Annotated in this window: 15 protein-coding genes; 12 read left to right on the forward strand and 3 right to left on the reverse strand. The window is 67.0% G+C overall.

What is annotated here, in order from left to right:
- Positions 1-227: 227 nt before the first annotated feature.
- Positions 228-710 (reverse strand): YajQ family cyclic di-GMP-binding protein, encoded by a 483-nt coding sequence (locus QMX81_RS17925; RefSeq protein ID WP_123730133.1) that lies wholly within the window; start codon positions 708-710, stop codon positions 228-230.
- A 79-nt stretch (positions 711-789) separates the two neighbouring features.
- Here QMX81_RS17925 and QMX81_RS17930 point away from each other — a divergent pair, with 79 nt between their 5' ends.
- From QMX81_RS17930 to QMX81_RS17940, 3 genes are all read left to right on the forward strand, one after another.
- The gene (locus QMX81_RS17930; protein WP_259259044.1) at positions 790-1,686 is read left to right on the forward strand and encodes a DMT family transporter; all 897 of its coding nucleotides are present in this window, start codon (positions 790-792) and stop codon (positions 1,684-1,686) included.
- A gap of 132 nt (positions 1,687-1,818) precedes the next feature.
- Positions 1,819-2,826 carry a methionine ABC transporter ATP-binding protein gene (locus QMX81_RS17935; protein ID WP_123730135.1) on the forward strand — a complete coding sequence of 336 codons (1,008 nt, stop codon included), beginning with the start codon at positions 1,819-1,821 and terminating at the stop codon, positions 2,824-2,826.
- On the forward strand, positions 2,823-3,512 hold the full coding sequence (locus tag QMX81_RS17940) for a methionine ABC transporter permease (RefSeq protein ID WP_121039992.1): 690 nt from the start codon (positions 2,823-2,825) through the stop codon (positions 3,510-3,512). The genes QMX81_RS17935 and QMX81_RS17940 overlap by 4 nt, the downstream gene beginning before the upstream one ends.
- Before the next feature lie 148 nt (positions 3,513-3,660).
- On the opposite strand, the gene QMX81_RS17945 is transcribed toward QMX81_RS17940, so the two are convergent.
- Positions 3,661-4,272 carry a lipocalin family protein gene (locus QMX81_RS17945; RefSeq protein WP_121039989.1) on the reverse strand — a complete coding sequence of 204 codons (612 nt, stop codon included), beginning with the start codon at positions 4,270-4,272 and terminating at the stop codon, positions 3,661-3,663.
- Between the two features lie 202 nt (positions 4,273-4,474).
- Here QMX81_RS17945 and QMX81_RS17950 point away from each other — a divergent pair, with 202 nt between their 5' ends.
- The gene (locus QMX81_RS17950) at positions 4,475-4,801 is read left to right on the forward strand and encodes a hypothetical protein (protein ID WP_226956616.1); all 327 of its coding nucleotides are present in this window, start codon (positions 4,475-4,477) and stop codon (positions 4,799-4,801) included.
- A gap of 34 nt (positions 4,802-4,835) precedes the next feature.
- Positions 4,836-6,932, forward strand: a complete 2,097-nt coding sequence (locus QMX81_RS17955; RefSeq protein ID WP_282263499.1) for a prolyl oligopeptidase family serine peptidase — start codon at positions 4,836-4,838, stop codon at positions 6,930-6,932.
- Positions 6,933-7,097: 165 nt separating this feature from the next.
- On the opposite strand, the gene QMX81_RS17960 is transcribed toward QMX81_RS17955, so the two are convergent.
- Positions 7,098-8,294, reverse strand: coding sequence for a pyridoxal phosphate-dependent aminotransferase (locus QMX81_RS17960; protein WP_282263500.1), 1,197 nt, complete (start codon positions 8,292-8,294; stop codon positions 7,098-7,100).
- Positions 8,295-8,405: 111 nt separating this feature from the next.
- On the opposite strand from QMX81_RS17960, the gene QMX81_RS17965 reads away from it, so the two are divergent.
- The 7 genes from QMX81_RS17965 (at position 8,406) to hslV (ending at position 14,423) form a co-directional block, all read left to right on the forward strand.
- Positions 8,406-10,523, forward strand: a complete 2,118-nt coding sequence (locus QMX81_RS17965; protein ID WP_282263501.1) for a S9 family peptidase — start codon at positions 8,406-8,408, stop codon at positions 10,521-10,523.
- A gap of 89 nt (positions 10,524-10,612) precedes the next feature.
- Positions 10,613-11,035, forward strand: a complete 423-nt coding sequence (locus QMX81_RS17970) for a YbaN family protein (RefSeq protein ID WP_121041245.1) — start codon at positions 10,613-10,615, stop codon at positions 11,033-11,035.
- Between the two features lie 65 nt (positions 11,036-11,100).
- Positions 11,101-11,346, forward strand: coding sequence for a lipoprotein (locus QMX81_RS17975; protein ID WP_121039974.1), 246 nt, complete (start codon positions 11,101-11,103; stop codon positions 11,344-11,346).
- The gene (dapF, locus tag QMX81_RS17980; protein ID WP_282263506.1) at positions 11,339-12,193 is read left to right on the forward strand and encodes a diaminopimelate epimerase; all 855 of its coding nucleotides are present in this window, start codon (positions 11,339-11,341) and stop codon (positions 12,191-12,193) included. Before QMX81_RS17975 ends, dapF begins: the two co-directional genes overlap by 8 nt.
- Positions 12,190-12,867 (forward strand): DUF484 family protein, encoded by a 678-nt coding sequence (locus QMX81_RS17985; protein WP_121039968.1) that lies wholly within the window; start codon positions 12,190-12,192, stop codon positions 12,865-12,867. Before dapF ends, QMX81_RS17985 begins: the two co-directional genes overlap by 4 nt.
- Before the next feature lie 22 nt (positions 12,868-12,889).
- Complete coding sequence (gene xerC / locus QMX81_RS17990; protein WP_282263511.1) at positions 12,890-13,780, forward strand: tyrosine recombinase XerC; 891 nt, start codon at positions 12,890-12,892, stop codon at positions 13,778-13,780.
- Between the two features lie 91 nt (positions 13,781-13,871).
- On the forward strand, positions 13,872-14,423 hold the full coding sequence (gene hslV / locus QMX81_RS17995) for an ATP-dependent protease subunit HslV (protein WP_019183676.1): 552 nt from the start codon (positions 13,872-13,874) through the stop codon (positions 14,421-14,423).
- Positions 14,424-14,503 lie beyond the last annotated feature (80 nt).

Raw genomic sequence — 14,503 nt, forward strand, 5'->3', positions numbered from 1 at the left:
GGCCTGGCCTTGCCCGGACCATGAGCGGCATGGATGCCGCGACATGAGCCCCCATGGATGGGTTCACGGCGGGTCCGGGCAAGGCCAGGCCCTACCCGCCGCAGCCCTCGCCAATGAATCGCCAGCCTTCTGCGATGAGCTGCCAGCGCCAAAGACAACGAAAGCCCCTCGGCAACAAACAGCGGCGCCCTTCGCTGGCGCTCTTCGCTACAGCCGTCCGGCCAAGATCAATCGCGGAAGTTATCAAACTGCAGCGGCACCTCGAACGTCTCCTTCCGCAGCAGCGCCATCGCATCCTGCAGATCATCGCGCTTCTTGCCCGTCACCCGCAGCTTGTCGCCATTGATCTGACTGTCCACCTTCAACTTGGCCTCCTTGATCTTCGCCGCGATCTTCTTGGCCACCTTCTGCTCGATCCCCTGCTTGACCGTGATCTTCTGCCGCGCACCGGCCAGATTCGATTCGATATCACCAAACTCCAGGCACGCCGCATCGATCTTCCGCGCCGTCAGGCGCTGACGCAGGATGTCCGTCATCTGCTGCAACTGGAAATCGCTCGGCGCGGACTGACTGATCACGCTGTCTTCCAGCACGTACTTGGCGTCCACCCCCTTGAAATCGAAGCGCGTGGACAGCTCGCGGTTGGCCTGGTCGACCGCATTGGTCAGCTCGTGGGTGTCGACTTCGGAAACGACGTCAAAAGAGGGCATGGGGAGAACTCCAACGGGTGAATGCCCCATTCTAACCAACCCGCCATGGACGGCCCGTCCCCGGCGGCGATAATGGGCCATGAACACCCAACGCTCCCCCTCCCGCGCCGTCGCCTGGATGCTGATGGCCGTGGCCTGCTTCTCGCTGATGGATGCCGGCATGAAGCAGCTGGCCAGCAGCTATCCCACCCTGCAGGTCACCTTCCTGCGCGGCGCGGCCTCGCTGCCGTTCGTGCTGGTCTGGGTACTGGCCACCGCCGGCCCGCGTTCGCTGGTGCCCAAGCGCTGGGTCCTGCACCTGCTGCGCGGCGTGCTCGGCATGGCGATGATCGGCTGCTTCGTGTTTGCCCTGCGCAGCCTGCCGCTGTCCACGGCCTACACCATCTATTTCGTTGCCCCGTTGCTGATCGCCGCGCTGTCGGTGCCCCTGCTCGGGGAGAAGGTCGGCCCGCGCCGCTGGATCGCCATCGGCATCGGCCTCGTCGGCGTGCTGGTCGTGCTGCGGCCTGGCGTCGGCGGCTTCATCTCGCTGCCCGGGCTGATGGTCCTGCTGGCTGCGACCGCCTACGCACTGGCCGCGATCACGGTCAGCATGCTGACCCGCACCGATACCCCCCAGTCGATGGTGGTGTGGTTCCTGGTGATCATGGCCGTCGGCGCGGGTCTGCTGGCGATCCCCGACTGGCGGCCACTGCAGATGGGCCATGCCGCGCTGATCGCCGGCATGGGCCTGGCCGGGGCAGGGGGGCAGGTTGCCCTGACCCGCGCCTTCCAGCTGGGCGAAGCCTCCATGATCGCCCCCCTCGAGTACACCGGGCTGGTCTGGGTGATCGGCTGGGATCTGCTGTTCTGGGGCGCGCTGCCCGACTCGGTTACCTGGTTGGGCGCGGCGATCATCGTGGCCTCCGGCCTGTATCTGCTGCACCGGGAGCGGGTCCGCCAGGTGCAGCCGCCCAGACCGCTGGACCACCCCTGAGCCGGCCCGGGTGGGCCATGACGCCGCCTTATAATCAAACGGAATATGATTCGATCCTGCCGCGCGGGCCAGGGCCGTCCCGCGCTGGTAGGCTGCACGCCCCCTCCCGTCGATGCCCCGGTTGACCGCGAAGTGATCGAGTTCCAGCGCCTGCACAAATCCTATGCCGTCGGCGGCCGCGCGATTGCCGCGCTGCAGCCGCTGGACCTGACCATCGAGGCCGGCGAAGTGTTCGGCATCATCGGCCATTCCGGCGCGGGCAAATCGACCCTGATCCGGCTGATCAACCGGCTGGAGGAGCCCACCGGCGGCCGCCTGCTGATCAATGGCGAGGATGTCACCGCGCTCGATGCCGAGGGCCTGCGCGTGCTGCGCCGGAAGATCGGCATGATCTTCCAGCACTTCAACCTGCTCTCATCGCGCACGGTGGCCTCCAACGTCGCCTTCCCGCTGGAGCTGGCCGGGACGCCGCGCGCGGAGATCGATGCGCGCGTCAACGAACTGCTGCATACCGTCGGCCTGGAAGCACACGCCAACAAGTATCCGGCGCAGCTGTCCGGTGGCCAGAAGCAGCGTGTCGGCATCGCCCGCGCCCTGGCTACCCGCCCGCAGATCCTGCTGTGCGATGAGGCTACCAGCGCACTGGACCCGCAGACCACCGCCTCGGTGCTCAAACTGCTCGGCAAGATCAACCGCGAGCTGGGCCTGACCATCGTGCTGATCACCCACGAGATGGACGTGATCCGCCGGGTCTGCGACCGCGTTGCGGTACTCGATGCCGGCCACCTGGTCGAGACCGGCCCGGTCACCGAGGTGTTCCTGCACCCGCAGCACCCGACCACCCGCCGCTTCGTGAGCGAGTCCGAACAGGTGGACGAGGGCGAGCTGCACAAGGATTTCGAGGCCGTCGCCGGGCGCATCGTGCGCCTGACCTTCCTCGGCGCGGACACCTACGAACCGCTGCTGGGGCGCATCGCGCGCGAGACCGGCGTGGACTACAACATCCTGTCCGGCCGTATCGACCGGATCAAGGACACCCCGTATGGCCAGCTGACCGTGTCGCTGGTCGGGGGCGACGTGCAGGCCGCACAGGCCGGCTTCGTCGCCGCCGGTGTCCACCTTGAGGAGCTGCGCCGATGATCCTGGCCACTGCAGGCGGTTTCTTCCGCCATCTTGACGCCGGAAAATGGGCTGATATCGGCCAGGCCACGCTGGATACCCTGCTGATGCTCGGCGGCTCGCTGCCGCTGACGCTGCTGATCGGGCTGCCGCTGGGCGTGCTGCTGTTCCTGACCGGCTCGCCGCAGCTGCACCGCAAGCCGGTGCTGTATGGGGCGCTGGCGCTGCTGGTGAACCTGCTGCGCTCGGTGCCTTTCATCATCCTGATGATCGTGCTGATCCCGCTCACGCTGTGGATGATGGGCACCTCGCTGGGCGTCCGCGGCGCGATCGTGCCGCTGGTGATCGGCGCGGCGCCGTTCTATGCGCGCCTGGTCGAAACCGCGCTGCGCGAAGTGGACCGTGGCGTGATCGAAGCAACCCAGGCGATGGGCGCCACCACGTGGCAGCTGGTCACCCGGGTGCTGCTGCCCGAAGCGCGACCGGGCCTGATCGCCGGCGCCACGGTCACGGTGATCGCGCTGATCGGCTTCACCGCGATGGGCGGCGCGATCGGCTCGGGCGGCCTGGGCGACCTGGCCTTCCGCGATGGCTACCAGCGCTCGCACACCGACGTGGCCCTGGTCACCGTGGTCCTGCTGCTGGTGCTGGTGCAGATCCTGCAGATGATCGGCGACCGCCTGGTCTCGCACTACAGCCGGAAATAACCGCTCGGTACCGACCGTTGGTCGGTACGCCATCCTCGACGCCGCGTCGTGGCTGGCCCTCCAGGCCGAGTACGATCTGAAGACGCTGCCGACCCGTCAGGAAATCGAGCGCAGGGTGCAGCCGCGCGAGGCGGCCTGACCGCCGCCCTTACCGGACGTTAGGCACTTCAAAGCCCAGCCGGTCCACCTGCTCGGGGTGCTGCGGCACGCGCTTGAGCTTGTCGGTGTTGACCCCGTAATCGTCACGCAGGCGGGTGGCGAGCTCCTTGTAGAGCTCTTTGTCCATGTCCGGCTGGCGCGCGAAGATCCAGGCCATCTCGCGGCCCGGGTAGCCGAGCATCGCCCACGAATAATCCGGCGCCACTTCCAGTACGCGGGTATGGGTCGGCACGATCTTGTAGAACCAGGTGCGCCAGTTGTGGTTGCCGCTCTTCTCGTCCACCGAGGCGCGGACGGTCAGTTCCTGCTGCGGCTCGGAGAAGCCATCGCGGTAGCGGTAGGTGATGGATACTTTCTGGTCGCCGCGCAGGCGGAACTGATTGACGCTGCCGACGTGGCCACGCTCGACCGGGTTCGGCACGCGGCCGATCACATACCAGGTGCCCATGAACCGCTGCAGGTCGATCGGCGCATTGGCGCTGTCGACCGCGACCGGGGTCGGCGCGGGTTCCGGTTTGGTCTCATGGCGGAACGCACAGGCTGACAGCAATGCCAGCGAGGAGACCAACAGGACAGCGCGAAGCGGGCGGTTCGAAGACATGCGGCGGGTGGCTCCAGTGGCTGGCAGAGGCATGGTGGGTGGGACAGCGGAGAACGTCAATGCCGGCGCAGCGGTTGTGTGACCGATTCATGCAGCCGCTCGCCGGACATCCCACCTGTCGCGTCCCCTGCAAGGTCGCAGCCCTTGAGATGGCGGCGCGGCAAGGTGACGCATCACTTTCGCACGGAGCTGTGTCATGACCCTGTCGTCTTCCCCACGTTCGTCCGACCGTCCCGATCCCCGCGTGCTGCGCTGCGTCAGGCAGGCCGTCCTTGCCGGGATGGCTTTGGTCCTGGTCTGGCCCGCCGCGCGGGGGCATAGCGAGTGGATCGGCTGGCTGCCGATGTGGCTGATCGGCATGCCGCTGATGGCCTGGTGGAGCCTGCATCGCTTCCGCCTGCCGCTGGCCGGCCTGCTCACCCACGGCGCGCGCCGCCGCCGGGGCCCGCAGGCGCGACGTCGCAGCCGCCCGCTCGCGCGTCCGGCGCGGCCTGACCTTCGACACGTGAGCCGCGGCCAGCCGGTGTGATAGCGTCCCAAGGCTATGACTGTCTGGAGCTCCAATGTCACGATTCGCTTCCGCCTGCCTGGTGGCAGGTCTGATCTCCGCCGGGGCGGCGGGAACTGCCATGGCCGCTGACGCCCCGGCGGACAAGTACGCCTGGCTTGAAGACGTCACCGGCGACAAGCCGCTGGCGTGGGTCAAGGAACAGAACGCCAGGTCCGAAGGCCGCTTGGCCGCGACCCCGGCGTTCAAGCAGATGGAGACCAGCATCCGCGAGGTGCTCGATTCCGACGCCAAGATTCCGGGCGTGCAGAAGATCGGTGACTACTACTACAACTTCTGGAAGGACAAGCAGCACGAGCGCGGCCTCTGGCGTCGCACCACCCTGGCCGAGTACCGCAAGGCCTCGCCGCAGTGGGAAACCGTGCTGGATCTGGATGCACTGAACAAGGCCGAGGGCGAGAACTGGGTCTGGCACGGCGCGGATTGCCTGCGCCCGGATTATTCGCGCTGCCTGATCGCGCTGTCGCGCGGCGGCGCCGATGCCGATGTCACCCGCGAGTTCGATCTGGCCAACAAGACCTGGATCAAGGACGGCTTCTTCCGCCCCGAATCCAAGGGTGGCCTGAACTGGATCGACCGTGACACGGTGTTCGTCTATACCGATTTCGGTGCCGGCACGATGACCACCTCGGGGTATCCGCGCGTGGCCAAGCTGTGGAAGCGCGGCACCCCGATGGCCTCCGCTTCGATGGTGTACGAGGGCAAGCCCGATGACATGTACATCGCGGCCATGCACGACGATACCCCCGGCTACGAGCGCAACCTGGTCAGCCGCACGCTGGCCTTCTACAACAACGAGATCTACCTGCGCGCCGACGATGGCACGCTGACCAAGATCGATGCGCCGAACTCGGCCGAGAAGGGCCTGCGCAAACAATGGCTGACCCTGGAGTTGCGTGAGCCGTGGACCGTTGGCGGCAAGACCTACACCGCCGGTTCGCTGCTGGCCACCAAGCTGGACAATTACCTCGCCGGCAAGCGTGATTTCGACGTGCTGTTCGCGCCGACCGACACCACCTCGCTGGCCGGCACCAGCTGGACCAAGAACCATCTGGTCCTGAACGTGCTGGACGACGTCAAAAGCCGCCTGAGCGTGCTGACGCCGGGCGACAGCGGCTGGAAGACGACGGCCTTCACCGGCGCGCCGTCGTTCGGCACCGTGGCCGTCAGTGCGGTCGACGCCGATGACAGCGATGCGGTGTGGATGACCGTCACCGATTACCTGACCCCGACCACCCTGGCCATCGCCGAGATCGGCAAGCAGCCTGAAGTGCTCAAGACCATGCCGACGTTCTTCAACGCCGACGGCAAGGTGATCGAGCAGCACTTCGCCACCAGCAAGGATGGCACCCGCGTGCCGTACTTCGTGGTGCACCGCAAGGACATGAAGCTGGACGGCTCCAACCCGACCCTGCTGTACGGCTACGGTGGCTTCGAGATCTCGCTGACCCCGTCCTACTCCGGTGGCATGGGCCGCGCGTGGCTGGAGAAGGGCGGTGTCTACGTGGTCGCCAACATCCGTGGCGGTGGCGAGTATGGCCCGCGCTGGCACCAGGCGGCGCTCAAGCAGAACCGTCACAAGGCCTACGAAGACATGGCCGCGGTCGCCCGCGATCTGGTCAGCCGCAAGATCACCTCGGCCAAGCACCTGGGCGTGCAGGGCGGCAGCAACGGTGGCCTGCTCACCGGCAACATGCTGACCCAGTACCCGGAACTGTTCGGCGCGGTGGTGATCCAGGTGCCGCTGCTGGACATGAAGCGCTACAGCCACCTGCTGGCCGGCGCGTCGTGGATGGCCGAATACGGCAATCCGGACACGGCCGATTGGGCGTTCATCAAGACCTTCTCGCCGTACCACCTGTTCGACGCCAGCAAGACCTACCCGCCGGTGCTGTTCACCACCTCCACCCGCGATGACCGCGTGCATCCGGCGCATGCCCGCAAGATGGCGGCGATGATGATCGACGCCGGAAAGGACGTGACCTACTACGAGAATATCGAAGGCGGTCACGGCGGCGCGGCGAACAATGCGCAGGCCGCGCATATGTCGGCGTTGGCCTATAGCTTCCTGTGGGAGCAGCTCTCCAAGTAAGCTCGGGGTGCTCGACAGCCAGGGGCAGTCGAGCAGCCGGCAGGGAGTGAGCCTGCCGCGGACGTTGTAGCCCCCTGGGGTGGACTCCGGGTGGTGGGGCGTCAGGTTGGCTCCACCCCATTTTCAGCGCCACGCAGCGATGCGTGGCGTTTTTTTATGGGCCGCTCAACGCACCCATGTCTCCAGCCCGCGCGCGATCCGGCGCACCGCCTCTTCCAGGCGCGGCACGTCCTGCGTGTAGGCCAGCCGCACATGCGCGTTGGCGCGGTGGTGGCCAAAGTCCAGGCCTGGGGTGAACGCCACATGCTCCGTTTCCAGGAAATGCGCACAGAACGCCTGCGCGTCACCGGTGAACGCACTCACGTCGGCGTAGAGATAGAACGCGCCTTCCGGCTCCACTTCGATGCGGAAGCCGAGCGCACGCAGCGCCGGCAGCAGGTAATCGCGACGCGCGCGGAACGCGGCGCGGCGCTGTTCGAAAATCGCGATGGACGCCGGCTCGAAACAGGCCAGCGCGGCATGCTGGGCGATGCTGGAGGCGCTGATGTACAGATTCTGCGCGAGCTTCTCCAGCTCACGCACCGCCTGCGGCGGCGCGACCAGCCAGCCCAGGCGCCAGCCGGTCATCCCGTAATACTTCGAGAAGCTGTTGAGGACGAACGCCTCGTCATCGACCTGCAGCACGCTGGCCGCGTCCATGCCGTAGGTGAGGCCGTGGTAGATCTCATCCACCACCAGATGCCCGCCGCGTGCCTTCAGCGACTGCGACAGCGCGGCAAGCTGCGCCGCCGAGAGCACGGTGCCGGTCGGATTGGCCGGCGAGGCGACCAGCGCACCGACGCTGTCCGCGTTCCACTGCCGTGCCACCAGCTCCGGCGTCAGCTGGTAGGCCGTCTCCGGCCCGACCGGCACCAGCTGCGCGGCCCCTTCCACCAACCGCAGGAAGTGCCGGTTGCACGGGTAGCCGGGATCGGCCAGCAACCAGTGCTTGCCGGGATCGACCAGCAGACTGCTGGCCAGCAACAGCGCGCCCGAGCCACCCGGGGTGACCAGGATCCGCTCGGGGTCGATCTGCACCTGGTAGCGGTCCTGGTAGAAGCCCGCAATCGCCTCGCGCAGCGCGGGCAGGCCGCGGGCCGCGGTGTAGCGGGTGTGGCCGGCTGCCAGGGCGGCCTGGCCGGCGCGCACGATCGGTGCAGCGGTGGTGAAGTCCGGCTCGCCGATCTCCAGGTGGATCACATCGTGGCCGGCCTGCTCCAGCGCCTGCGCGCGGGCCAGCAGCGACATCACGTGGAAGGGTTCGATGTCCTGGCTGCGGCGGCTGTAGCCGGTGCCGGTCGGGGGCGTGCGGGAAGTATCCATGGCCTGATGATAGGCGCAGTGACCAACGACACGCTTGCTGCTGGCCTACCCGCCAGCACAGACTGCACGGACACGGACGCCATTGCATTCCCCCGCCAGGAGCCTTATCTCGTGAAACCCGCCCTTTGTTTACTGGTTGCCAGCCTCATGACCTCCAACGTGCACGCCGCCCCCGCGCTGACCCCGCCCGACGCCGAGAAGCACCCGCACACGGTGAAGGCTCCCTTTGGCGCGACCCGCAGCGACGATTACTACTGGCTGCGCGACGACAAGCGCGAAGACACGAAGATGCTGGCCTATCTGAATGCGGAGAACGCCTATACCGATCAGGTGGTGGCCCCGCTCAAGCCGCTGGAAGACACCCTGTACAAGGAGATCGTCGCCCGCATCAAGCAGGACGATGCCAGCGTGCCCTCGCGTGACCGCGGCTACTGGTATTACACCCGCTTCGAAACCGGCAAGGATTACCCGATCCAGGCGCGCCGCAAGGGCAGCATGGAAGCGCCGGAAGAAATCCTGCTCGACATCAACACGATGGCCGAGGGCAAGGGCTACTTCAACGTGGGCGATGCCGATGTCAGCCAGGACAACCACCTGCTGGCCTGGGCCGAAGACGATGTCGGCCGCCGCCAGTACGTGATCCGTTTCAAGGACCTGCGTACCGGTGAGGTGCTGCCGGATCGCATCGAGAACGTCTCGCCCAATGTGGTCTGGGCCGATGACAACCGCACCCTGTTCTATGTCGAGAATGATCCGGACACCCTGCTCACGGTGCGCGTCAAAAAGCACGTCCTGGGCACTCCGGCCAGCAGCGACGTGCTCGTGTATGAAGAGAAGGACGACAGCTTCTACATGGGCGTCGGCCGCACCCGCGATGACCGTTTCCTGACCATCGAGCTGCACAGCACGGTGAGCTCGGAAACCCGCTACGCCCCGGCTGCCGCTCCGCAGGCGTTCACGGTGCTGGCGCCGCGTGCGCGCGACGTGGAATACGATGCCGACCACTTCAACGGCCGTTGGGTGATCCGCACCAACGCTGCGGACGCGAAGAACTTCAAGATCGTCACCGCGCCCAGCGACGCCACCGCGCGCAGCCAGTGGAAAGACTGGGTCGCGCACGATGACGCCGTGCTGATCGAAGGCTTCGAACTGTTCGACGGCTTCACCGCGATCGCCGAGCGCTCCAACGGCCTGGAACGCGTGCGCCTGCTGTTCCCGGATGGCCGCCAGGATTACGTCAAGGCGGATGAGCCCGCCTACTCGATGGGGTTGGCCGCCAACAGCGAGCACGATACCCCGTGGCTGCGTTACGCCTACACCTCGCTGACCACGCCGACCACCACCTACGAGCTCAACACCGTCACCGGTGAACGCCGCCAGCTCAAGCAGCAGCCGGTGATCGGCTATGACCCGTCGCAGTACACCACCGAGCGCGTGTGGGTGACGGCCCGCGATGGCGTCAAGGTGCCGGTGTCGCTGGTGTACCGCAACGGTTTCAAGAAGGACGGCACCGGCGCGCTGTACCAGTACGCCTACGGCAGCTACGGCATGTCGATGGACCCGGGCTTCAACCAGACCGTGGTCAGCCTGCTGGATCGCGGCGTGGTGTATGCCATCGCCCACATCCGCGGCGGCCAGGAAATGGGCCGTGCGTGGTATGAGGACGGCAAGCTGCTCAAGAAGCAGAACACCTTCAACGATTTCGTCGATGTCACCCGCGAGCTGGTCCGCCAGGGCTATGCGGCCAAGGATCGCGTCGCCGCCTCCGGTGGCAGCGCCGGTGGCCTGCTGATGGGCGCGGTGGCCAACCAGGCGCCGCAGGACTATCGCGTGATGGTCGCCCAGGTGCCGTTCGTCGATGTGGTCACCACCATGCTCGACGCCAGCATCCCGCTGACCACCAACGAGTACGACGAGTGGGGCAACCCGGAGCAGCGCGAGTACTACGACTACATGCTCACGTATTCGCCGTATGACAACGTCAGCAGGCAGGCCTACCCGGCGCTGTTCGTCGGCACCGGCCTGTGGGATTCGCAGGTGCAGTACTGGGAGCCGGCCAAGTGGGTGGCCAAGCTGCGCGATGACAACACCGGCCACTTCCCGATCGTGTTCCGCACCAATATGGACGCCGGCCACGGCGGCAAATCCGGCCGCTTCCAGCGTTATCACGAACTGGCCGAGTCGTACGCGTTCGTGCTTGACCAGCTCGGCGTGACCCAGGGCCGGTAATGCCGGTCGCTGGCCGGCGATCCGGTGTCGTCGGCCAGCGTAGTGAGGCCGCCATCGCGGCGGCCCGTCCGGGTCGCTATGCTGGCACCATGTCCCGGTCCGAACGCCCCATGGTTTCCGACGCGCCGGCTGAGCGGCGACGGGTGCGTTTCCGCTGGGCGTGGTGGCTGCTTGCCTATGTCAGCCTGGGCACCGGCATCGTTGGCATCTTCGTACCGGGCCTGCCCACCACCGTGTTCATCCTGATCTCGGCCTGGGCCGCCTCGCGTGGCTCCGAGCGCCTGCACAACCGCCTGCTGGCGCACCCGCAGTTCGGCCCGGCGATCCGCAACTGGCAGGCGCACGGCGCGGTCAGCCGCCGCGGCAAAGGAATGGCGACCCTGACCATGGCGGTGTGCGCGGGCATCATGCTGTGGTGCGTGCCGATCGCATGGGTGAAGTGGCTCTCCATCGGCAGCATGACCTGCGTGGCGCTGTGGCTGTGGTCCCGGCCGCTGCCGCCAAGGGTGTGATTGCTGCGCTGCCCGTTCATCCAGCCGGCACCCAAGCGCCCAAACACCGCGGCTATACTCGGAGGATGAAGACATCTCCCCGTACCCTCATCTCCCTGACGCTGGCCGCCTCGGCGCTGCTGGTGCTGTCGGCCTGTGGCAACAAGGGCCCGCTGGTCCTGCCGCAGAAGCCGGTCCCGGTCGAAGAACAGCTGGTTGAACCGGCCGCCGACGACGCCACGCCGCCGGCCGCCGATGCCGATACCGATTCCCCGGTGGTTCCTGATCCCGTTCAAGCCCCGGCGCTGAAGGCCAATGACGGGAATGAGTAAGTCGAACACCGCCGCGGCGCTGCGCTTCACCAAGATGCATGGCGCCGGCAATGATTTCGTGGTGTTGGACCTGCGCGATGGCCGCGCGCCGCCGGATGCTGCGCTGGCCGCGCGTCTGGCCGATCGCCACACCGGCGTGGGCTGCGACCAGATCCTGACCATCGAGCCGCCCAAGGCAGACGGCTCGGTCGCCTCGTACCGGATCTGGAATGCCGATGGCAGCAGCTCCGAGCAATGTGGCAACGGCGCGCGCTGCGTGGCGGCCTGGCTGGTGCGCGATGGCGCCGCCACCGGCAGCACCTTCGCGATCGATAGCCCGGTCACCACCCATGCAGTCGAACGGCTGGGCGAAGACCAGTACGCGGTAGCCATGGGCGTGCCGCGGTTCGAGCCGGAGAACGTGCCGCTGATCGGCTTCGCCCGCGCCCGCGAGGAATATCTGCTGCCGCTGCAGGGCGACACGGTGCGCTTCGGCGCGGTTTCGATGGGCAACCCGCACGCCGTGATCGAAGTGGGCCTGGTGGATGCCGCCCCGGTCGAGCGTTTGGGCCCGCTGCTGCAGCAGCACGCCTCGTTCCCGAAATCGGTCAACGTCGGTTTCGTGCAGGTGCTCAGTCCGCAGCACGCGCGCCTGCGTGTGTACGAGCGCGGCGCCGGCGAAACCCTGGCCTGCGGCAGTGGCGCCTGCGCCGCGGCCGTGGTGATGATGCAGCGCGGTCGCCTGCAGCGCGATGCCACGATGTCGCTGCCCGGCGGCGACCTGCGCATCCGCTGGCCGGCCGACGATGCACAGATCGTGATGTCTGGACCCGCAGCCTTCGTCTTTGATGGAGAGTGGAACGCATGAGCGAGACCGCCGAGAAAATCGGGTCGCACGAAGTAGCCGCCTGGCTGCGTCGGCATCCGACCTTCCTGAAGCAGTTCCCGGACCTGGCCCTGACCCTGGTGGTGCCGCGCGATGACGGCCCCACCGCGTCACTGGCCAGCTATCAGCTGGAGGTGCTGCGCGACAAGAACCGTGAGCTGTCGCGACGGCTGGCCGATCTGGCCGCCAACGCGCAGATCAACGAGCGCTTGGCCGTGCGCACGCACCAGCTGACCCTGGCACTGATGAAACAGGACTCGGCGGCGGACACTCTGCGGGCGATGGCCGCCTCGCTGGAAGAGGATTTCGCCGGGGATCTGGTCCGGCTGATCGTGCTGCATCCCGTCGCCGGGCTGGAACAGGCGCCGTGGTTGCAGGTGATCGAGGAGAGCAGCCCGCTGCTGGGTGTGTTCCGCGATTGCCTCAAGGATGGCGAACCGATCTGCGGCCGCCTGCAGCCAGAAAAGAACACCGTGCTGTACGCCGGCCGCGCCGAGGAAGTGCAGTCCAGCGCGCTGTTGCCGCTGCCGGGTGTCGGCCTGATCGCGGTCGGCAGCCATGACGGCAATCGGTTCTACCCGGGTATGGGCACGCTGTTCCTGCGCATGATGGGTGAATCGCTGGTCGTTGCGCTGCAGCGTTTCCCGTCGCCCTGACAGCCCGTTGAGCGGAGTCGTCGTGAGCACCGCGCAGGACTTCCTGTCGCACCTTCAAGTGGAGCGCCGCATGTCGGCGCACACGCTGGATGCCTACCGTCGCGATCTGGATGCACTCGCGGCGTGGTCGGAGGGCCAGGGGGCGGTGATCGATACGCTGGACAGTGCGCAGCTGCGCCAGTTCATCGCTGCCGAACACCGCCGCGGGCTGTCGCCCACCTCGCTGCAGCGCAGGCTTTCGGCGTGCCGCAGTTTCTACGCGTGGCTGCTCAAGCACCACCGCATCGCCGCCAATCCGGCCACGGGCCTGAAAGCACCCAAGGCGCCGCGCAAACTGCCGCAGGTGCTCGATGCCGATGAAGCCGTGCAGCTGGTCGAACTGCCCACCGATGCACCGCTCGGCCTGCGCGATCGCGCGCTGCTGGAGCTGTTCTATTCCTCCGGGCTGCGCCTGAGCGAACTGTGCGCGCTGATCTGGCGCGACCTGGATTTCGATACCGGTCTGGTCAACGTGCTGGGCAAGGGCAACCGCGAGCGCCGCGTGCCGATCGGTTCGCACGCGCGCACCGCGCTGCAGGGCTGGCGGGCCGACAGCGGCGGCGCGGCCACCGCACCGGTATTTCCCGGGCGCAAGGGCGGGCCCATCACCCAGCGCGCCGTGCAGATCCGCATCCGTCAGCTCGCCCAGCGCCAGGGCCTGTTCAAACACGTACACCCGCATATGCTGCGGCACAGCTTCGCCAGCCACATCCTGGAGTCCTCCGGTGATCTGCGCGGTGTGCAGGAGCTGCTCGGCCATGCCGATATCGCCACCACGCAGATCTACACCCACCTGGATTTCCAGCATCTGGCCAAGGTCTACGACGCTGCGCACCCGCGTGCCAAGCGCCGCAAGAGCGGCAACGAAAGCTGAATCGATCCGCTGCGGCATCCGGGCGCAGGGCAGGGCGGGTTGAAGCGTCGGGCAGCGACCCCACCTCAGTCTTTGTCACCCCGGAGGCTCCATGGACCCCAGTCAGAACCCCAACGTATTTCATGCCACCACCATCATCTCGGTGCGGCGCAATGGGCATGTCGCCGTCGCCGGCGATGGCCAGGTCACGCTCGGCCACACGGTGATGAAGGGCAACGCCCGCAAGGTACGCCGGCTGGGTCGCGAGGGACAGGTGCTGGCCGGTTTCGCCGGCGCTGCCGCCGATGCCTTCACCCTGTTCGAGCTGTTCGAGGCCAAGCTGGAAAAGCACGGCCAGCTGCAGCGCGCTGCGGTGGAACTGGCCAAGGATTGGCGCACCGAGCGCCGCCTGGGCAAGCTCGAAGCGCTGCTCGCCGTCGCCGACAAGGACACCTCGCTGATCATCAGCGGCACCGGTGATGTGATCGAACCGGAAGACGGCATCATCGCGATCGGCTCCGGTGGCTCCTATGCCCTCTCGGCCGCCCGCGCGCTGATGGCGCATACCGAACTGGATGCCCGCACGATCGCCACCGAATCGATCAACATCGCCGGTGACATCTGCATCTACACCAATCGCAACGTGGTGGTCGAGGAGCTTTGACCCGGAGGGTCAACGCTCGGTAGAGCCACCCCCAACGGGGGGGGGGGTTAACGGGCACCCCCCCCCGGCGGGGGCCCCCA

The organism is Stenotrophomonas sp. PS02301 (genome assembly GCF_029959485.1).
Taxonomy (GTDB): domain Bacteria; phylum Pseudomonadota; class Gammaproteobacteria; order Xanthomonadales; family Xanthomonadaceae; genus Stenotrophomonas; species Stenotrophomonas maltophilia_Z.